The 19,490-nt window shown below is 61.5% G+C and carries 17 protein-coding genes; 7 read left to right on the top strand and 10 right to left on the bottom strand.

From position 1 onward, the window contains the following. Positions 1-15 precede the first annotated feature (15 nt). From PR017_RS25765 to PR017_RS25735, 7 genes are all read left to right on the top strand, one after another. Entirely contained in the window at positions 16-1,341 is a 1,326-nt protein-coding gene (locus PR017_RS25765) for an extracellular solute-binding protein (protein ID WP_111221194.1), read from the top strand. Between the two features lie 305 nt (positions 1,342-1,646). Then, positions 1,647-3,275, top strand: a complete 1,629-nt coding sequence (locus PR017_RS25760) for an ABC transporter substrate-binding protein (protein ID WP_111221193.1) — start codon at positions 1,647-1,649, stop codon at positions 3,273-3,275. A 127-nt stretch (positions 3,276-3,402) separates the two neighbouring features. Then, the gene (locus tag PR017_RS25755) at positions 3,403-4,407 is read left to right on the top strand and encodes an ABC transporter ATP-binding protein (protein ID WP_111221192.1); all 1,005 of its coding nucleotides are present in this window, start codon (positions 3,403-3,405) and stop codon (positions 4,405-4,407) included. After that, positions 4,404-5,387: an ABC transporter ATP-binding protein gene (locus PR017_RS25750; protein ID WP_111221191.1), complete on the top strand. Its 984-nt coding sequence runs from the start codon at positions 4,404-4,406 to the stop codon at positions 5,385-5,387. The genes PR017_RS25755 and PR017_RS25750 overlap by 4 nt, the downstream gene beginning before the upstream one ends. A 12-nt stretch (positions 5,388-5,399) precedes the next feature. After that, positions 5,400-6,326, top strand: coding sequence for an ABC transporter permease (locus PR017_RS25745; protein WP_111221190.1), 927 nt, complete (start codon positions 5,400-5,402; stop codon positions 6,324-6,326). Positions 6,327-6,337: 11 nt separating this feature from the next. Continuing rightward, a complete protein-coding gene (locus tag PR017_RS25740) occupies positions 6,338-7,219 on the top strand; it encodes an ABC transporter permease (RefSeq protein WP_111221189.1) in 882 nt (293 codons plus the stop codon). A 26-nt stretch (positions 7,220-7,245) separates the two neighbouring features. Next, a complete protein-coding gene (locus PR017_RS25735; RefSeq protein ID WP_111221188.1) occupies positions 7,246-7,992 on the top strand; it encodes a glycerophosphodiester phosphodiesterase family protein in 747 nt (248 codons plus the stop codon). 13 nt (positions 7,993-8,005) lie between these two features. On the opposite strand, the gene PR017_RS25730 is transcribed toward PR017_RS25735, so the two are convergent. The 10 genes from PR017_RS25730 to PR017_RS25685 form a co-directional block, all read right to left on the bottom strand. Next, positions 8,006-9,496, bottom strand: coding sequence for a succinyl-CoA:acetate CoA-transferase ScpC (locus tag PR017_RS25730; protein WP_111221187.1), 1,491 nt, complete (start codon positions 9,494-9,496; stop codon positions 8,006-8,008). 92 nt (positions 9,497-9,588) lie between these two features. Further along, a complete protein-coding gene (locus tag PR017_RS25725) occupies positions 9,589-10,980 on the bottom strand; it encodes an NAD-dependent succinate-semialdehyde dehydrogenase (protein ID WP_111221186.1) in 1,392 nt (463 codons plus the stop codon). A gap of 71 nt (positions 10,981-11,051) precedes the next feature. Then, positions 11,052-12,467, bottom strand: coding sequence for an NAD(P)(+) transhydrogenase (Re/Si-specific) subunit beta (locus tag PR017_RS25720; RefSeq protein WP_111221248.1), 1,416 nt, complete (start codon positions 12,465-12,467; stop codon positions 11,052-11,054). Between the two features lie 2 nt (positions 12,468-12,469). After that, on the bottom strand, positions 12,470-12,778 hold the full coding sequence (locus tag PR017_RS25715) for an NAD(P) transhydrogenase subunit alpha part 2 (protein WP_111221185.1): 309 nt from the start codon (positions 12,776-12,778) through the stop codon (positions 12,470-12,472). Then, entirely contained in the window at positions 12,775-13,917 is a 1,143-nt protein-coding gene (locus PR017_RS25710) for an NAD(P) transhydrogenase subunit alpha (protein WP_240539037.1), read from the bottom strand. Before PR017_RS25710 ends, PR017_RS25715 begins: the two co-directional genes overlap by 4 nt. A gap of 96 nt (positions 13,918-14,013) precedes the next feature. After that, positions 14,014-15,039 carry an alcohol dehydrogenase AdhP gene (gene adhP / locus PR017_RS25705; protein WP_111221183.1) on the bottom strand — a complete coding sequence of 342 codons (1,026 nt, stop codon included), beginning with the start codon at positions 15,037-15,039 and terminating at the stop codon, positions 14,014-14,016. A 189-nt stretch (positions 15,040-15,228) separates the two neighbouring features. Further along, complete coding sequence (locus PR017_RS25700) at positions 15,229-16,176, bottom strand: YiiG family protein (protein WP_111221182.1); 948 nt, start codon at positions 16,174-16,176, stop codon at positions 15,229-15,231. Between the two features lie 138 nt (positions 16,177-16,314). After that, positions 16,315-17,040, bottom strand: a complete 726-nt coding sequence (locus PR017_RS25695; RefSeq protein WP_111221181.1) for an SDR family oxidoreductase — start codon at positions 17,038-17,040, stop codon at positions 16,315-16,317. A 26-nt stretch (positions 17,041-17,066) separates the two neighbouring features. Continuing rightward, entirely contained in the window at positions 17,067-18,689 is a 1,623-nt protein-coding gene (locus PR017_RS25690; RefSeq protein ID WP_111221180.1) for an FGGY-family carbohydrate kinase, read from the bottom strand. A 39-nt stretch (positions 18,690-18,728) separates the two neighbouring features. Continuing rightward, complete coding sequence (locus tag PR017_RS25685) at positions 18,729-19,460, bottom strand: SDR family oxidoreductase (RefSeq protein WP_111221179.1); 732 nt, start codon at positions 19,458-19,460, stop codon at positions 18,729-18,731. Positions 19,461-19,490 lie beyond the last annotated feature (30 nt).

Genomic DNA, 19,490 nt, shown 5'->3' with positions numbered 1-19,490 from the left:
CGAGGAGGAGATGATATGACGCATATTTTCAGGAGATATCTGCTGGCGGCGGCTTCGGTTGTTGCTCTCGCCGGGGCAAGTCCTGCCTTTGCCGCAACCGAACTCTCGGTGCAGCGCTTCTTCGGCGCCTGCGATGCGGATTTCGGCACCAACACCGATGTCTCCAAGGCGGTGGGCGAATGCGGCATCATGACGTCGCTGATCAACAAGTTCAACGCCGACAATCCCGATGTGCATGTCAGCGTCACCACAGTGGAATGGCCGGGTTATGATCAGCTGACGGCCCAGTTCGCCGCTGGCGACCCGCCGGATATCGTCACGATCCACCAGTCAGTGCTCGGCGACTATGCCTCGAGAGGTCTGCTGATGCCGCTCGACGATATCCTGAAATCTGTCGGTGTCGCCTCTACCGATTTCACAGAGGCAAGCCTCAGCGGCGTTACCAAGGAAGGCAAGATCTACGGCCTGCCGATCGACAACTGGACAATGCTCTTTCACATCAACATGGGTCTCTTCAAGAAGGCCGGTCTCGTCAATGCCGACGGCACACCGATACTACCGAAAAACGTCGACGAGCTTCTGGCGCAGGCAAAGCAATTCCGGGAAAAGACCGGCAAGCCCTATTTCGTCCAGAACCTTGCCAACGAGGTCGCTCTCTATACCCGCAATCTCTACACCTACCTGTTTCAGCAGGATTCCGATTTCTTCGCCGATCCCAAGCATGTGAAGCTCGATACGCCGGAAGCCAGAAAAGTCGTTGAGATGTACAAGGCTATCTTCGACAATGGCGACACGACCAAGGATCTCGACTACTCTGCCAGCATCAATGCATTCCTGGCCGGCGAAGGCGGCGTTCACCTGAACGGCACGTGGATGATCGGCGACTATACCGCGTCGTCGGAAAAGGCCGGGACCTCGCTCAATGCCGGCGGCTACGCAGTCTACCCTTATCCGCAGCTCTTCCCCGGCAAGAAGGCGCAGTATGCCGATGGACATAGCTGGGCTGTATCGCAGAAGGATCGCTCGCCGGAACAGATGGCCGCCATCGGCAAGTTCCTCAAATTCTTCCACGACAACGACTTCGACTGGTCGCGCACCGGCCATCTGCCGGCGATAAAGGCCGTACTGACATCCAAGGAATTCCTGGCACTGCCGCATCGTGACACCATTTCTTCCATCACGACACTCGGCACGCCGCTTCCCTCCGCAGTCCAGCGCCAGTTCGCCATTCAGGACATCATCGGCCAGGAAATGAGCTCGGCCGTCACCGGCCAGAAGGATGTGGGCGCTGCCCTCAAGGATATGGAGTCGCGCGTCAACGACCTCCTCGGCAACCTCTAGCCAACAACGCTACCCGAACGACCTATGCCCGCCAGAGCGGGCATAGGCATGTCGATCGAAGGGAACGGCTCGCCAAGGCGCCTTTCGCCAACCGTCGCTTACGGCCGCACGAGCGCAGTTTTGCGCATTCGCCGCTGGCGAAAATCTGCTCTTCCGCTCTGCGCTCGTCTTTCCCATGGTTGAACGGATGACTGCCTGATGCACCCGTGTCACCAAAAATTCACCCCAGTTTCAACGACGTGACATCCAGCGAGCGGATACCCCTCCCCTGCGACGAGGCTCAATGCCGCTCACAGGAGACTACCATGATTTCACTCAATCGGCGTGCAGCCCTCGGTCTGATCGGCGGGACAGCCGGCAGTCTCATGCTCCCGAAACTGTCGATGGGCCAGGGCAAGCGCCCGTCCATCACGGTCGCAGTCCAGAAGATCACCATCAACAACACGCTGGATATCTGGTACGAGCAGTCGAACGTCGGCGAGCGCATATTCTTCCCCAATCTGTGGGAAGGCCTGATCGTCCGCAACTGGATGGGTAACCAGGAGCCGATCCCTGGTCTTGCCACCGAGTGGAAACGCATCGACGAAAAAACGCTCGAACTGAAGCTCCGCCAGGGCGTCAAGTTCCACAATGGCGACGAGCTGACCGCCGATGACGTCGTGTTCAGCTTCTCGCCGCAGCGCGTCTTCGGCAACAGCCAGCCTGCAGGCGGCAAGACCATTTTCGAGGCCGACAACAAGCCGACGACGGCAAAGGAACTGCCTGCCACCTTCCCGGGCGTCGGTCGACGTCTCTGGCCCTCACTGGCCGGTGTCGAGGCCGTCGATAAGTACACGGTACGGTTCCACAATGTCACGCCGGATGTCACGCTCGAAGGCCGGCTTTACGCGTTCGGCAGCCAGATCGCCAATCGCCGCGCCTGGGATGAAGCAGCCTCCTACCTCGACTGGGCACGCAAGCCGATCACGACAGGCGCCTACATGGTCGGCGAGTACAAGCCGGACGTATCCCTGACGCTGCTGGCCTTCGACCAGTACTGGGGCGGCCGCCCTCCGCTCGAGCAAATCCGCTTCGTCGAAGTGCCTGAAGTCTCGTCGCGCGTGAACGGCCTTCTCTCCGGCCAGTTTGATTTCGCCTGCGACCTGCCGCCGGACCAGATCGGTGCCGTCCAGGCAACTTCGGGCTTCGAGGTTCAGGGCTCGACCATTTTCAACCACCGCATCTCGGTGTTCAGCACCCAGAACCCGGTGCTCGCCAACCCGCTGGTGCGCCGTGCCATGACCCATGCGATCGATCGCCAGGCCATCGTCGATGCCCTGTGGGCGGGCAAGACGAACATACCGGCCGGCCTGCAATTCGAGTCCTATGGCGAGATGTTCATCAAGGGATGGACGGTCCCGGAATACAATCCGGAGATGGCCAAGGATCTCCTGAAGCAAGCCAACTACAAGGGCGATGCCATCCCCTTCCGCCTGCTCAACAACTACTACACCAACCAGACGGCCAACGGCCAGATCATGGTGGAGATGTGGAAGCAGGTCGGCATCAATGTCGAGATCCAGATGAAGGAGAACTGGGCCCAGATCCAGGATGCAAGCAGCCTGAAGGGGGTGCGCGACTGGTCCGCATCCCCGGCCTTCAACGATCCGGTCTCCTGCATTGTCAGCCAGTTCGGACCGAACAGCGATACCCAGCAGCAGAAGGACTGGTTCAACGCCGAGGCAAACCAGATGTCTGGAATTCTCGAGACATCGACAGACCGCGCGGCCCGCAAGAAGGCATTTGCTCGCATGCTCGAGATCTGCGAGCGCGAAGATCCGGCCTACCAGGTCCTCCACCAGAACGCGGTATTTACCGGCATGAAATCGTCCCTGAAATGGAAGGCAGCGCCCGCCTTCGCCATGGACTTCCGCGCCAACAACTGGGCCAGCTGAGACCCCCACCTATTTGCCTCGGCTGCGTGATGCTGCCGGGGCATTTTTTGTACCAGACACGGCCTGTCCAAGCGCCTCCCGCCCGGACTTCGATACGAGCGCCGTCATTTAGAGGGAGACCGTCCCGTTGCAAACCAATCTCGTAGAGCTCCGCAATCTGAAGGTCGCGTTCGAGGGCGTTCCCGTGCTTCACGGCATCGATCTCGACATAAGACGAGGGGAATCCGTCGGGCTTGTCGGTGAATCCGGCTGCGGCAAGTCCGTCACCTGGTTGGCAGCGCTGGGCCTTCTGCCGCGCCGGGCCCAGATCAGCGGCTCCGTGACGCTCGAAGGCCGGGAACTCTGCGGCGCCCCCCGCTCGGTGCTCGAACAGGTCAGAGGCGGCCGCATCGCGATCATTTTCCAGGACCCGTCGAGTTCGCTCAACCCCGTGCAGCGCATAGGTCGACAGATTGCCGAGGCGCTTGCGCTCCACCGCGGACTGCACGGAGCAGCCGCAGCGGCAGAAACACTGCGGCTGCTGGACATCGTCGGCATCCCCGACGCCCGCCGTCGCGTCGATCTCTATCCGCATGAATTTTCCGGCGGCCAATGTCAGCGACTGATGATCGCCATGGCGCTGGCCGGCGAACCCGATCTGCTGATTGCCGATGAGCCGACAACGGCGCTCGATGCGACGATCCAGGCGCAGATTCTCGATCTGCTGATCCAGATTCGGGCGGAGACCGGTATGGCGACCGTTTTCATCAGCCACGATCTCGGCGCGGTCTCACAGGTCTGCGAACGGATCTGCGTCATGTATGCCGGCCGGATCATCGAAGAGGGCAGCATTGCCCAGCTCTTCTCCGAGCCGCGCCATCCCTATACACGTGGCCTTTTCGACGCCATTCCGACCATCGACGGGCCACGCAAGCGCCTGGTCCCCATTCCCGGCACTGTCCCTAACCCGAAGCACATGCCATCCGGCTGTGCATTTTCGCCACGTTGTGCGCGCGCCGTGGAAAACTGTCGTCATGAGATGCCGGCTTTCGAGACACTCGAGGATGGCAGGAAGCTCGCTTGCCTGCGCCCCGTGCCCACGCGTGAACTGGTGAGCTCTCCGTCCCGCGTTGCGGAAGAGGTTGCCTCGTGACGCCGCTTCTCGAGGCGAGAAACCTCGTTCGAACCTATCATATCCCGACCGGTGCTTTCGGCAGGCCCACACCTGTGCGGGCCGTCGACGGCATATCGCTATCCGTCAACGTCGGCGAGACGCTCGGGATCGTCGGGGAATCTGGGTCGGGCAAGTCGACGCTCGGCCGGATGCTGCTCGGCATCGATCCCGTCCAGTCGGGCGAGGTCCTGTTCGAGGGCAAGCCCATGCCAGCCGTGGCAACCCGCCTTTGGCGGGCATGGCGGGCAAAGATGCAATTCGTCCATCAGGATCCGCTGGCAGCGCTCGACAAGCGCCTGACGATTTCCGCCCAGATCCGCGAGCCCCTCGAGATCCACCGGCTTGTGCCCAAGGAACAGCGCAACCTGCGCGTCACCGAGTTGATGTCCGCAGTCGGGTTGCGCCAGGACCAGGCCGACCGCTATCCCCATGAACTGTCCGGCGGCCAACGGCAGCGCGCTGTCATCGCCAGAGCGCTGGCCTCACGCCCGAAGCTGATCGTCTGCGACGAGCCCGTGTCGGCGCTCGATGTGTCGATCCAGGCGCAGGTGGTGAACATGCTGAGCGACCTGCAGGCGGAAAACCGGCTTGCCATGGTGTTCATCAGCCATGACCTGAAGGTCGTTCGCAACATCGCCGACCGCGTTGCCGTGATGTATCTCGGGCGGATCGTCGAGGAAGCCTCCTCGGATGTGATCTTCAGTTCGCCGCAGCATCCCTACACCAAGGCGCTCGTCTCCAGCGTGCCTGTCCCGGGCAGACAGCTTGAGGGCCGGGTGATCCTGCAGGGCGAGCCGCCGAACCCTGCCAATCGGCCTTCCGGCTGTGCCTTCCATCCGCGCTGCCCGATTGCAGCCGAGATATGCCGCACGACGGTGCCTGCCTTGCAGACCATCGGCGATGGCCGGACTGCCGCCTGTCACCTGGTGAAGACCGGCGACGCCTCGATTGCCGCATAGCGGGAGATAGACATGCTGCGTTTCGTTCTCGTCCGGATCCTTCGGGCACTAATCACCATTGTGGCGGTCGTCACCTTCGCCTTCGTCGTGCTGCGCATGTCGGGCGATCCGGCGCAGGTGATGCTCGGTCCCGACGTGCCAAAGGAAGCCGTCGATGCCTTTCGCAAGGCCTGGGGTCTCGATCAGCCCCTGTGGGTCCAGTATTTCGCCTATATGAAGTCCATCCTCACCTGTGATTTTGGCGTTTCCATGCGCGACAGGGCCTCTGCGCTCCAGCTGGTCATCGACCGCGTCCCGGCAACCCTGGAATTGACGATCCCGGCTCTTTGCCTGCAACTCCTGATCGGCATTCCGGCGGGTGTCTATGCCGCCCTGCATCGCCAGAGCTTTGCCGACCGCAGCGTCATCATGGCCGCGATCCTCGGTTTCACCGTTCCCTCCTTCGTGATGGGATTGCTGCTGGTGCTGATCTTCTCGGTGATCCTCGGTCTGCTGCCATCCGGTGGCCAAGGCACCTGGCAGCAGATGATCCTGCCGATCGTGACCATGAGCATTGGCTATATCGGTATCCTGGCTCGCTTTTCGCGCAGTGCGATGATCGAGGTGATGGGCCAGCATTATGTCCGCACAGCTTCGGCAAAGGGCCTCAAATGGCGCGACGTTGTGTGGAAACATGCATTGCCGAACGCCGCCGTGCCGATCGTGACAATCGTCGGCTTCCTGGTCGGCACGCTGATTGCCGGCGCCGTCGTCGTGGAGTCGATCTTTTCATGGCCGGGCATCGGCCGTCTTCTGGTGGTCTCGGTCAGCAACCGCGATCTCGCGGTCGTCCAGTGCATCCTGCTGCTGATCGCCGCGACGATGGTTATCTCCAATCTGATCGTCGACATGCTCTACGGCTGGCTCGATCCACGCCTGCGCGCCCAGTCGGCACATTGAGGACTTCAGACATGACGACGGTAGATGCGACATCCATTCCCGTGACAACGAGCAGGAGCCGGGGACCGCTCGGCTGGTTATGGCGCAACGTCCCCTTCAGCATCGGGCTTGGGATCGTCTGGCTTGTGGCGATGATAATCGTCGCGATCTTTGCCGATCAGTTGCGCCCCTACGGCATCACGACGATGGACCTCAGCAGCCGTCTTGTCGCGCCGGGCCATTTCAAGCACTGGGCCGGCACGGACGAGCTTGGTCGCGACGTGTTTTCACGGTTGCTCCAGTCGATCAAGGTGTCGCTGATCATTGCCTTCGGGGCGACGATGATATCGGCCTTCTTCGGCACGGCGCTCGGCTTTGCTGCCGCAAAATTCCGCGGCATTGTGGAACATCTCGTTCTGGTCCTGGCGGACTTCCAGGCGGCCCTGCCGTTCCTGATCATGTCCTTGGCGGTGCTTGCCTTCTTTGGCTCGTCGATGACACTGGTCGTCTGCCTCATGGGTTTCTACGGCTGGGAACGCTATGCCCGTATCGCCCGCGGGCTGGCCATTTCCGCCAGCGCCCAGGGTTATGCTGCAGCGGTCGTGCAGCTCGGCGCATCCCCGTTCCGCGTCTACCTCCGTCACATCCTGCCGAACGTCGCCTCGACGCTGATCGTTTCGATGACGCTGACATTTCCGGAAATCATCCTGATGGAAAGCAGCCTGTCCTTCCTCGGCCTCGGGGTCCAGCCGCCGGAATCGAGTCTTGGCAACATGGTCGGCTTCGGGCGAGAATACCTGACCCGCGCACCGTGGATCATGCTGGCGCCCTCGGCCGTCATCATGCTCACTACCCTGTCGATCTCGCTGGTCGGCGACTGGCTGCGCGACAAGCTCGACCCGACAACACGGTAACATCCACCCACCAGGAAACATTCTCCATGACACTCATCACCGGCCACCGCGGCGCCCGCAATCTCTGGGCCGAAAACTCGCTGACGGGCTTTCGCAACGTTCTCGATCTCGGCGTCGACGCGGTGGAATTCGACGTCCACCTGACCACGGCCGGTGAACTCGTCGTCATCCACGACGCAACGCTGGACCGAACGACGGATCATACCGGCCCGGTTCGCGCCCTCTCGCCTGAAGCTCGCCAGAAGGTAATGCTGAAGGATACGCACGAGGCTATGCCAACGCTTTCCGAGGTTCTGGAAGTGCTGGCACCGGCCGACCGGCTTGCCTTTCATATCGAGATCAAGTCCGACGAGAACGGCACGCCCCATCAGGGCATCGTCGAGCGGGTCGCTGGTGAGATCGGAGGTTTCGGCATCGGCAGCCGTAGCTGCCTGACATCCTTCGATACGTCCGTTCTGGAGGATTGCCGCCGCCAGGCGCCAGCCATCGCCCGCCTCGTCTCGATCAGCGCCATATCGGCGGAAAAGCACGGCGGAATCTCGCGATTCCTCGAGAAGGTCGACGGCCTCGCCAAACTGGTCGCCGTACACCACGAATTGCTGGAGGCGGAATGGGACGTCATCACCGGCGCTGTTCCGATCGAAGACCTGTGCGTCTGGACGGTGAATGACGAGGAGACTATCCGCAGATGGCTTACGCGCGGCATCGGTCACCTGACCTCGGATGCCCCGGATCTGGCGCTGAAACTGCGCGGGGAAATGACCGCGCTTTAGGCGCGGTCTGAGATCAGCGCAGCATGGTTCCCGTCGTCTGCTTGCGGATGTGCCACGATAGCGCCTCTTCGAGCAGGTGCGGGGTATGGCCGCCGCGCGCGGTGGCGCGTGCCAGGTAATCCTCGAGTTGCTCGCGATAGGACGGATGGGAACACCGGGCGATGATCATCGCCGCCCGTTCGCGCGGCGCGAGTTCGCGCAGATCCGCGAGGCCATTTTCGGTGACGATGATATCGACATCGTGCTCGGTGTGGTCGACGTGGCTGACCATTGGGACCACCGAGGAAATGCTGCCGCCCTTGGCCAGCGACTTCGTAACGAAGACGGACAGATAGGCGTTGCGCGCGAAATCTCCGGAACCGCCGATACCGTTCATCATGTGCGTGCCATTGACGTGGCTGGAATTGACATTGCCGTAGATGTCGACCTCCAGCGCGGTGTTGATCCCGATTACCCCGAGACGCCGGATCACCTCTGGATGGTTGGAAATTTCCTGCGGGCGCAGCACAAGCTTGTCCTTGTATCTGTCGAAGTCACCGAACACTCGCTCGGCGCATCCGGCCGAAAGCGTGATCGAGGATCCCGAGGCAAACGCAAGCTTGCCGGCATCGAACAGGTCGAAGGTGCTGTCCTGGAGGACCTCGCTGTACATTCGGAGGTCATGGAACGGCCCCTTCCCCAATCCTGAAAGCACCGAGTTGGCGATCGTACCGATCCCCGCCTGCAATGGCTGCAGGAAAAGGTCGAGCCGGCCGCTTGCCACCTCCTGCTCCATGAAGCGGATCAGGTGGCCTGCAATTGCTTCCGTCTCGGCGTCAGGTGCCTCGACGGACGAGAAGCTGTCCTTCTGCCCGGTGATGACGATGGCGGCAATCTTGTCCGGATCGATCGGCACATAGGGCAGGCCGACGCGGCTGTCACAGGCAACGACCGGGATCGGCTCGCGCGACGGACGTTTGGTGGGGATATATATGTCGTGCAGGCCTTCGAGCGCCAGCGGCTGGCTGAGGTTGATCTCGATGATGATCTGCTTGGCAAGGATCGCGAAACTTGCCGAGTTGCCGATAGAGGTGGACGGCACGATGCCGCCCTCTTCGGTAATCGCCGTCGCCTCGATGACGGCGTAGTCGATCGGACCGAGCTGGTTGGAGCGGAGATGTTCGACCGTCTCGGACAGATGCTGGTCGATGAACATCACCTCGCCGCGATTGATCGCGGCACGCAACGTCGTGTCGACCTGGAACGGCATCCGGCGCGCCAGAATTTTCGCCTCGGTCAGCATGCGATCAATGTCATGGCCGAGAGATGCGCCGGTGATCAGCGTAATCTTGAATGGATCGGTCTTGGCACGTTCGACCATCGCGACCGGCACCGCCTTGGCGTCGCCTGCCCTCGTGAAGCCGCTCATTCCGATGATCATGCCGTCCCTGATCAGGGCGGCTGCGGCCTCCGGGGTGGTTATTTTGTCCAGCAGCGATTTGCGACGGATGCGTGTCTCGAACATTCTGGCACCGGGGTTGGGTAGGTCTGCAAAAGGGGATTAAGCCTCCCTGTCATGGCACCGAAGCGTCCGCCGCGGCAGGGAGACATTTCTGCTTAGAAGGGTGCGTCTATGTCGACGATATTGATCAGCTTGTGGTTGACGAACTCCTTGATCCCGAGGTCGAGCAACTCCCGCCCGTAACCGGAGCGGCGGACGCCGCCGAAGGGCAGATCGGCCTTCACCATCGTCGGATGGTTGACGAACACCATGCCCGTGGAGATCTTCGCTGCAACTTCCGCACCGTGCTTCGTATCGGAGGTGAACACCGAGCCACCGAGGCCGAAGGGCGAGTCGTTGGCGATGCGGATCGCATCGTCCTCGTCCTTGGCGCGAAACAGCATGGAGACAGGACCGAAGAATTCCCAATAGCGGGCAGGATTTTCGTCGGAGACGTTGGTGAGGATCGTCGGCTGCACGAATGCTCCCCGGTTGGGAACGCTGGGTCCGACCTCGGTGGCCGTCGCGCCGAGGGCAACGGCTTGTGCAATCTTCTCCCGGATTTCATCGGCAGCACCCTGCGACGACATCGGCGCGAGCGTTGTTTCCGGTGCGAAAGGATCGCCGGCACGCAGGCCTGCGACGCCTTTGGTATAGCTCTCGAGAAACGCATCGTAGACGCCATCGAGGATGATCATGCGCTTGGAGGACACACACACCTGGCCGCCGTTCCAGTGCCGTCCGAAGACTGCCCATTTGACGGTCTTTTCCATGTCGGCATCGGTAAGCACGACGAAAGCGTCGGCACCACCGAGTTCCATGGTCGATTTTTTCAGGGCCTTGCCGGCCTGAGAAGCGACGATGGCGCCCGCGCCTTCGGAACCGGTCAGGGCGACGCCGTGCACGCGGGGATCGTTGAGAATCATCTCGATCTGCGAGCGGGTGGCATAGAGGTTCTGGAATCCACCGACGGGCAAGCCGGCTTCCTTCATCAGCCCCTCAAACGCCGCCGCACTTTGCGGCACGTTCGAGGCGTGCTTGAGCAGCATGGTGTTGCCCGCCGACAGCTGCGGGGCGATGATCCGCGCGATCTGGTAATAAGGGAAATTCCAGGGTTCGATGGCGAGGAGGACGCCGAGGGGTTCGTGCACCAGCGTCGCCTCGCCTTCCGCAGGGTCGGCCACCGGCAGCTTTTGTGGGGCAAGCAGTCTTTCGGCGTTGTTCGCGTAGTATTCGAAGATAGCTGCCGACAGTTCCACTTCTGCCCGGGCTTCCGATATCACCTTGCCCATCTCGAGGGTCAGCAGATTGGCGTAGCTGTCGATATCCCGACGCAGAAGGCCGGCCGCATTCTGCATGACCTTTGCGCGGTCCGCGAACGAAGCCGTTTTCCATGACAGGAAGGCGGCGTGCGCTTTGTCGATTGCCGTGCCTACCTCGGCGTCCGTGGCGTCGGCAAAGGTTTTCAACGTTTCGCCCGTGTAGGGATTGATGGTTGCATATGCCATGTTACTTACCTTTCGCAGTGTGCGGCGCGTCCGATTTCCCATGGCGCCACCGGTTAGAAGCGGATGCCGGATCAGCCTCCGAGCTCCTTGATGGCCTGGACCATCTGGGTAATCACGGCCTGGGCGTCGCCATAGACCATGTTGCAGTTGTCGCCGTAAAACAGCAGGTTCTCGACGCCGGCATAGCCTTTGCCCTGTCCTCGCTTGACGACGTAGACCTGGTGCGCCTGATCGACGTTGAGGATCGGCATGCCGTAGATCGGAGAGGACTTGTCGGTGCGCGCCGCCGGATTGACGACATCGTTGGCGCCGATGACAAGGGCGACATCGGTCGTCGCGAAGGCATCGTTGATGTCCTCCATATCGAAGATGATGTCGTAGGGAACACCAGCCTCGGCAAGCAGCACGTTCATGTGCCCCGGCATACGACCCGCCACCGGATGGATGGCAAATTTCACGTCGACGTCGGCCGCCTGCAGCATCTTCACCAGTTCGTAGAGCTTCTGCTGCGCCTGAGCGACGGCGAGGCCGTAGCCCGGAACGATGATGACGCTGGAAGCATAGCGCATGGCGATTGCCGCATCGCCGGCGTCTGCCGGCTTCATGCTGCCGGCGATGTCTGATGTCGAGGCGGCACTGACGTCTCCAAAGTTGCTGAAAAGCACATTTGCAAGCGACCGGTTCATGGCCTTCGCCATCAGCACGGTCAGCATCGTGCCGGCCGACCCGACCACCATGCCGGCAATCATCAGCGCAGGATTTTGCAGGGCATACCCTTCGAGCGCCACGGCAAGGCCGGTAAAGGCGTTGTAGAGCGAGATCACCACCGGCATGTCGGCGCCACCGATCGGCAGCGTCATCAGGATGCCGAAAGCCAGAGCGCAGCCGAAGAACAGGAGCGCGATGACCACGGTGGGCAGGCCGCCGTACTGCAGGACAAGCAAGGTGCCAAGTGCAATGGCAAGGACGAACACCAGCCCGTTGACAACGCGCTGGCCCGTAAAGCGCCATGGCTTGTCGATGCGGCCGTCGAGCTTTGCCCAGGCGATGACCGAGCCCGTCAGCGAAATGGAGCCGATCAGCGCACCGGCGATGGTGACGGAGGCATTCAGCGGCGCGGCCGTAGCAACCTTGAGAAGTTCGACTGCGGCAACGGCCGCAGCCGCGCCGCCGCCCATGCCGTTATAGAGCGCAACCATCTGCGGCATCGCTGTGACGGCGACCTTGCGGCCATTCCACCATGCCCAGCCACCGCCAAGACCGAGCGCAAGAACGGCAAGTACGATATTTGCCAGCATGCGCGGCTGTGCTGCCTCTGGCAGATCGGCAAGCACGAGAAAGCTCGCGGCGACGGCGATGACCATGCCGATCCCGGCAACGACGATCCCCGAAAGTGCCGTGACGGGGGACGACATGCGTTTCAGCCCGAATATGAAGAGAGCTGCGGCAACCAGACCGCTCAGCCCCTCGATATGTTGAAGGAACATGATCAAACCTTCTTTTCGGTGCTGGGACGGAACATGGCGAGCATCCGGTCTGTGACGATGTAGCCACCGGCGGCATTGGCCGCTCCGAGCATCACAGCAACGAAGGCGAGAACCTGTGCGGTGGTGCTTGTCGCCGTGAACAGCGCATGCAGCGCACCTACCACGACGATGCCGTGGATGAAGTTGGAGCCGGACATCAGCGGCGTGTGGAGAATGGAGGGAACCTTGCTGATGACCTCGTAGCCGGTGATGGCAGCGAGCATGAAGATATAAAGGGCAATGAGCCAGGTAAGGGATGTGTCGGTGGTCATACGGCTGCTCCTTCGGGGGTCTTCAACTGGACCACGCTCGGCACCGGCTGGTTTCTCATCTCGCCTTCATGGGTGAGGACTGTCTTGGCGATGACCTCATCCTCAAAATCGAGCACCACCTTGCCATCGCGCACGATCAGCTGGAGGAGATTGAGGAGGTTCTTGGCGTAGAGTTCGCTCGCATGCTGGGCGAGATGAGACGGAACATTGAGCGGCGCCAAGATGGTGACCGGCCCGATCTCGACGGTTTCGCCCGGCTTTGTCCCTACGCAATTCCCACCGCCTTCCGCACCGAGATCGACGATCACGGACCCCGGCTTCATGCCGGCGAGCTGCTGGGCGTCGATCAGCTTTGGAGATGGGCGGCCGGGCACGGCGGCCGTGGTGATGATGAGGTCGGCCTCCTGGATATGCTGCGTCAGGGCCGCATTGACCTTCAGCTTTTCCTCGGCAGTCAATTCCCGGGCATAGCCGCCCTCGCCGCGAGCATCGACGCCGGTCTCGACGAACTTGGCGCCGACGGACAGCGCCTGCTCCTTGGTTTCGGGGCGAACATCGTAGCCTTCGGTGATCGCGCCAAGACGATGGGCCGTTGCGAGTGCCTGTAGCCCGGCGACACCAAGTCCCATGACCAGCACCTTGGCAGCCCTGAGCGAGCCGACCGCGGTCGTCATCATCGGCAGGATTCGCGGCATGTTGGCTGCCCCCAGCAGCGGCGCATAATAGCCGGACAGTGCCGACTGGGTCGACAGCACGTCGATGGACTGGGCGCGGCTGATGCGGGGCACCGTCTCCATGGCGAATGTCGTGATCTTGTCCTCGCACAGCGCCTTGACCAGTTGCTGCTCGCGGTTGGCATAGACGAGGCAAATCAGGATCGCGCCCGGCTTCATCATCTTGACCGTCGCAATGGCGGGAGCCTGGACGCAGAGGACGATATCGGCGTCACCGAGCAGCACCTTCTGATCGGGTTCGAATGCGACCTGCTGAAAGCTGGTGTCCGGAAGCTTCGCGGCATCTCCGGCACCGGACTGCATATGAAGTTCGGCGCCGAGCTTGACGAGCTTGCCCGTCACCGCCGGTGCCAGCGCGACGCGCTTCTCACCCGCTCTTGTTTCCTTGAGCACTGCAATCTTCATGAGGATCGAACTTTCACGGTTGTCCGGGTTACAGCATTCCCTCCCCGGGGGAATGCTGTAGCTGCGGTCTGGGTACGGGACTGGTGATGAAAATGCCTAGTCGATCTGCAGAACGATGCGGCCGTCGATGCCGCCCTCTTCCATGCGAGCAAAGATAGCGTTGATGTTTTCGAGCTTGTCCCAGGAGAAGTGGGCTGCCACTGCGCCATCACCGGCAAATTCCAATGCTTCTTCCAGATCCTGCCGCGTTCCGACGATGGAGCCACGCACGGTGATGCGCTTCAGGACCGTGTCGAAGATCGGCATGGCGAACTTGCCCGGTGGCAGGCCGACGAGCGCCATCGTGCCGTGCGAGCGCAGCGCACCGAAGGCCTGTTCGAAGGCGGCTGGTGACACCGCAGTGACGAGAACGCCGTGCACGCCGCCGAGACGCTTTTGCAGCTCTGCAGCCGGGTCGACCTCACGGGCGTTGATGACGATCTCCGCCCCGAGCTTTGTTGCAAGCGTGAGCTTGTCCGGATGAACGTCGATGGCTGCGACATGCATTCCCATGGCCCTAGCGTACTGGACCGCCATATGGCCGAGACCGCCGACGCCTGAAATGGCCACCCACTCGCCCGGCTTGACCTCGGTTTCCTTGAGCGCCTTGTAGACCGTCACGCCGGCGCACAGGATAGGTGCTGCCGGACCCCACTCCAGATTGTCCGGAAGGCGGCCGACATAATTCGGATCGGCGAGCGCATATTCGGCAAAGCTGCCATTGACGGAATAGCCGGTGTTCTGCTGGTCGGCGCAAAGCGTCTCCCAGCCGGTGCGGCAATGGGGGCAATAGCCACATGCAGTATGAAGCCACGGCACGCCGACGCGGTCGCCTTCCCTGATGCGCTTGACGTCGCGTCCGATGGCGACGACGGTTCCCACGCCCTCATGGCCCGGAATGAACGGCACGGTCGGCTTGACCGGCCAGTCGCCCTTGATCGCATGGAGATCGGTATGGCAGACGCCCGTCGCAGCGATCTTGACCAGGATCTGGTCGGGACGTGGTTCCGGCACCGGCACATCCTCTATCACGAGAGGTTTGCCGAATTCGTGGAGAACCGCAGCTTTCATCATTTTCGTCATGGGATGCTCCTTGGGTTATCGCCAAGTAGCATGCACCCCGACCGGCCAGCTTGATCTCAATCAACCGGCGCTGGTCATGGCCCCGGCCAGTGACGACCGGAGCCTCCGGGTCTCGTTATTGCGACAGATAGGCGGCCTGACGTTGCGATCCCTCATCACGATCAGCAGAGCAACCCTCTCCGTTTGGTCCTATCGGGCTATGTCCGATACTGCGGTCTCTGACATCTCGACCATCAGGTTGTAGTCCGAGACAATTTTCTCGAGACTTTCACCGGCTCCCTTGCGCGCATCGCCTTTGGCTTTCTCCAGCAGTACATAGAAGTCACGCATCTCCGAAAGCATGGTATCGGGCCGCGATTCAAATCCAATGAACGAGCCGGGGTTCGCCGAGGAAAAATCGTCGAACTCGGTCGTCGCGGCCGTGTATCCGTCCAGCGCAGCCTTGAAGGCCTGCATGTCGACCACCGGGTTTTCTGCATCCGGCAGGAGATTTATCATCGTTTCAGCATGCATCATGGTGTTGCGGACGTGCCAGGCTGCCTTCTTGCCTTCAGCCTTCTCGATAGCCGCGAGAGCAGCCAGATCGGTTTTTTGCTTTTCTACGCGCAAGGCTGTCTCCGCGTCTTTACGACGCGCTTCGTAAGCGGCGCCTAGCGGTGCGATATCCTTATGGAGGGCTTTGCCGCCTTCCATTTTATCCACCTTGTAGTCACCGCGCTCGTAATAGGTGTTGGCCTTTTCGATCACCGGCGCCAGCTTCTGATAGGCATCGAGATACGCCATCATGGCGGCATCGAGGTCGGGCATCGCCGGCTCGGAGACAGCAGCCTTTTTCACGGCATCGATCTGCTGGCCGACATCATACAGCGAGTAGAGGCCGTAAATGATCCTCTCCTTACCGGTCGGTCCCTTGCTCATGTTGACCCACAAGCGATAGCGCTGAAGCGAGTCGGTAGCGCGAAGGGTGTCGTTCATGAATTTGACGTAGGCGTTCATCTTGGTCACCGCCAACTGTGTGGCGCTGGCCGGTGCGCTGGCGTCCTGCGCGTAGGCTGGCTGCCACACCAGAGCTGGCTGCGCACCGAGTGCGAAGAGTGTGGCTGCCGCCGCCAGAGCCAAGGATTTCAGATATTCCATCAAACCTATTCCCCACGAAAATCTATTTTGAACAAACGATACAGACCAAATCGATGTGGGGCTGGAGTGAGCAAGGTCAACAGCAAGTGCCGGGCATCCTTGCTGTTGACAAAATGGAGGATCGGGTAGACGCCTCGGCTAGACTGCGAGAAATCCCCCATCGACATTCAGGACCACGCCGGTGACCATTTCCGTGTCTTCCGACAGCAACATAGCGATGGTCCGTGCGACGTCTTCGACTTCGGCGAAGCGCCCGATGGGATGGCGCACCATCATCGGCTCCGACTTGACGGGGTCGCTCCAGGCTCTGAGGGCAAGCTCCGTGAGTGTGATCGTCGGGGCGACTGCGTTGACGCGAATGCCGTGCGGGCCGAACTCCTTGGCCATGACCCGCGTGGCGCCTTCCAGTCCGGCCTTGGAGGCGGCATAGCAGAGATGCTCGGCAAAACCGCGATGGCCCGCAATCGAGGTGATGTTAACGATGGCGCCCCCGCCGCCGGCTGCGACGCGCGCGCGTCCGAATTCCTGGCAGGTGATCATGGCGGCACGCAGGTTGATGCCCATGACGGCCTCGTAGCCCTCCTCGGTCATGTCGAAGCTCGATTCGAGCACGTTGATACCGGCGCTGTTGATCAGGAAATCGGCGGTGCCCGCTTCCCGCATCGCCGCCCGTGTCGTAGCCGGGTCGGCAAGATCGACGGCAATCGAGCGTCCGCCGACTTCTTCTCGCAGGCTTTCCAGATCGGACGCCGTGCGGCTGAGGGCGATGACCTCGGCGCCACGCTCCGCCATGATTTTCGCGCAGGCGCGGCCGATGCCCTTGCCTGCGCCGGTGATGATGACGGACTTTCCGGCAAACTGCATATCTGTCTCCTCCTCAGGCATAAAACTTATTTTGAAAGCGGCTCGGCGTCAGTTCGGATTTTCCGGCTGACCGCCTGCAGGTCCAGGAACGCGCGGTATCGTCTATCGTGCAACGCACGGATCGGACCGGTCGCCGGCTGGCATTGCAAGGCGATGACGGACATGGCCGGCATCGCTGCCTTCAGGTCGGGATAGACACCGGCAGCGACCGCACCCAGCATTGCCGACCCCAGCAGCACTGGCTCCGGACTAGCGGTAACCTCGATCGGCATTCCGGTTGCATCGGCCAGCATCTGGCGGATGAGAGGATGCAGCCCTGCGCCGCCCGACACCGAGATCGTCCGGATCGCCACGCCCTTGGCGGCCTGAGTGTCGACGATCTGGCGCAGGCCATAGCCAAGTCCGCAAATTCCGGCGATGTAGAGCGCCACTAGACTGTCGGAGCCCGTCTCCATGCCGAGTCCCATCATCACCGCACGGGCCTGCGGATCGGCAAATGGCGCGCGATTGCCGAGGAACTCGGGCACCACGTGCAGATGATCGGCAAGACGGACAGCTTCCGATGGCTCGGTTGACAAGGCGAGCGCCCGGTCCGCCAGCCATTGCGGCAGGCTCTTGCCTTCGCGCGCCGCCGTGGCGGTCGCCTCCGGGCTGGCCGGATGCATCCTGACGAGCTGGTCTATCGCAGCGCCGGCTGCGGATTGTCCGCCTTCGTTCAGCCACATGCCGGGAACCATTGCCGAATAATAGGGGCCCCAGACGCCGGGCACGAAGATGGGCTCTGCTGTGGTTGTCATGGTGCACGAGGACGTCCCGAACACATATCCGAGGCACAAGGTCGGGTCTTCCGCCCCTCCCCTCGCCGCCACCGTGCCGATACCGCCGGCATGAGCGTCGATCAAGCCGGCCGCAACGGCAATGCCGGGCCGCAGGTTCATGAGAGCAGCCGCCTCGGCGGTCAGCCCCTGGCCAAGGGCAGTGCCGGGGTGAACGACGCTTCGGCCGATCCTGGCAAAGCCATCCTCGACAAGATCCTCCAGCCCAATCTGGCGGAAGAAGCTCTCGTCCCAACGGTTCTCCTTCGCTAGGTATGTCCACTTGCAGGTGACGGTGCAGGACGACCGGTCGAGGGCACCGGTCGCCTTCCAGGTGAGGAAGTCCGTGAGATCAAAGAAGTTCACCGCTGAGCGGTAGATCTCCGGCAGTTTCTCGCGCAGCCAGAGCAACTTCGGCGTCTCCATCTCCGGCGAAATCTTGCCCCCGACGTAGGACAGAACCTCGTGCCCGGTGGCATTGATCCTGCTGGCCTGATCGAGGGCGCGATGGTCCATCCAGACGATGATGTCCCGCTCGGGATGGGCACTGTCCCCCACCCCGCCGCTGGCACCATCGACGACAAGCGAGCAGGTCGCATCGAAGCCGATCCCCGCCACATCGGTTGGATCGACGCCCGCCAGATCGACGGCCTCGGAAACCGCCTCGCAGACGGCCTGCCAAACCTGTGCGCTCGATTGCTCGACATGGCCGGAATCGTCTCGGAAGATCACCAGATCCCGTTTGGCATGAGCGAGCAGCAAGCCCTCGCGGTTGAACACGCCTGCCCGTGCCGAACCGGTGCCGACATCGACGCCGATCAAGAATCCCGTCATATCATTCCTCCACGCTCTGCGAACTCGCCTTCAGCCGTCTTACACCCGGTCGAAATTCGTCGGAAGGACGATCATGTCGCGGATCGTCACTGTGCGCTTGCGGGTGAGAATATATTCGACCGCATCGGCAACTTCGCTCGGGTCCATCAGGCTTCCGGATTCCTTCGCCTTGCGCAAGTTCTCCTCCGGCCAGTCGGCCAGCAACGCCGAGACGACGGGACCGGGCGATACCTGGGCAACGCGAATGCCATACGGAATCATCTGGCGACGCATGGTCTGGACGAAGCAGGTAATCGCCCACTTCGAGGAGGCATAGACCGGCTCCCAATAGGTCGGATAGTGGCCGGCAATCGAGCAGGTAACTACGATGTCGCCGGTACCGCGCTCGATCATGTGCGGGGCAACGTCATGGACGTTCTTTATCACGGCGTTGACGTTGAGGTTCAGCATCTTGTCGATCGCCTCGCCGGTCGTCTCCGTCAGCTCGCCGCCGATATAGGTACCCGCATTGCAATAGAGGATGTCGATGTGATCGACCTTCTTAAGGATTTCAGGCACCATCGCGGCGCAGCTTTCAGTGTCCAGCAGGTTCGTCACCTGCGCTATAGCCTTTTCGCCCAGACGATCCGTCAGCTCTTTCAGGCTGCTCTCGTTCCAGTCCACCATGACGACGGTGGCGCCGGCCGCCAGTAACTTTTCCGTCGTGGCAAGGCCAATACCCGAAGCGGCTCCGGTGATGACGGCAATCTTTCCTTCAAGTGACTGAGACATTCGTGCTCTCCTATATGTCCTGAATTATCA

Source organism: Rhizobium tumorigenes (assembly GCF_003240565.2).
Classification (GTDB): Bacteria; Pseudomonadota; Alphaproteobacteria; order Rhizobiales; family Rhizobiaceae; genus Rhizobium; species Rhizobium tumorigenes.
This window is presented reverse-complemented; position numbering and strand designations above follow the sequence as displayed.

Excerpts from the sequence above, each read along its gene's own strand:
- adhP (WP_111221183.1), bottom strand. The coding sequence starts at position 15,039 with ATGACGAAAATGATGAAAGCTGCGGTTCTCCACGAATTCGGCAAACCT.
- PR017_RS25735 (WP_111221188.1), top strand. The coding sequence starts at position 7,246 with ATGACACTCATCACCGGCCACCGCGGCGCCCGCAATCTCTGGGCCGAA.
- PR017_RS25685 (WP_111221179.1), bottom strand. The coding sequence starts at position 19,460 with ATGTCTCAGTCACTTGAAGGAAAGATTGCCGTCATCACCGGAGCCGCT.
- PR017_RS25690 (WP_111221180.1), bottom strand. The coding sequence starts at position 18,689 with ATGACGGGATTCTTGATCGGCGTCGATGTCGGCACCGGTTCGGCACGG.
- PR017_RS25720 (WP_111221248.1), bottom strand. The coding sequence starts at position 12,467 with ATGTTCCTTCAACATATCGAGGGGCTGAGCGGTCTGGTTGCCGCAGCT.
- PR017_RS25740 (WP_111221189.1), top strand. The coding sequence starts at position 6,338 with ATGACGACGGTAGATGCGACATCCATTCCCGTGACAACGAGCAGGAGC.
- PR017_RS25695 (WP_111221181.1), bottom strand. The coding sequence starts at position 17,040 with ATGCAGTTTGCCGGAAAGTCCGTCATCATCACCGGCGCAGGCAAGGGC.
- PR017_RS25745 (WP_111221190.1), top strand. The coding sequence starts at position 5,400 with ATGCTGCGTTTCGTTCTCGTCCGGATCCTTCGGGCACTAATCACCATT.
- PR017_RS25715 (WP_111221185.1), bottom strand. The coding sequence starts at position 12,778 with ATGACCACCGACACATCCCTTACCTGGCTCATTGCCCTTTATATCTTC.
- PR017_RS25710 (WP_240539037.1), bottom strand. The coding sequence starts at position 13,917 with ATGAAGATTGCAGTGCTCAAGGAAACAAGAGCGGGTGAGAAGCGCGTC.
- PR017_RS25730 (WP_111221187.1), bottom strand. The coding sequence starts at position 9,496 with ATGTTCGAGACACGCATCCGTCGCAAATCGCTGCTGGACAAAATAACC.
- PR017_RS25700 (WP_111221182.1), bottom strand. The coding sequence starts at position 16,176 with ATGGAATATCTGAAATCCTTGGCTCTGGCGGCGGCAGCCACACTCTTC.
- PR017_RS25725 (WP_111221186.1), bottom strand. The coding sequence starts at position 10,980 with ATGGCATATGCAACCATCAATCCCTACACGGGCGAAACGTTGAAAACC.
- PR017_RS25765 (WP_111221194.1), top strand. The coding sequence starts at position 16 with ATGACGCATATTTTCAGGAGATATCTGCTGGCGGCGGCTTCGGTTGTT.
- PR017_RS25760 (WP_111221193.1), top strand. The coding sequence starts at position 1,647 with ATGATTTCACTCAATCGGCGTGCAGCCCTCGGTCTGATCGGCGGGACA.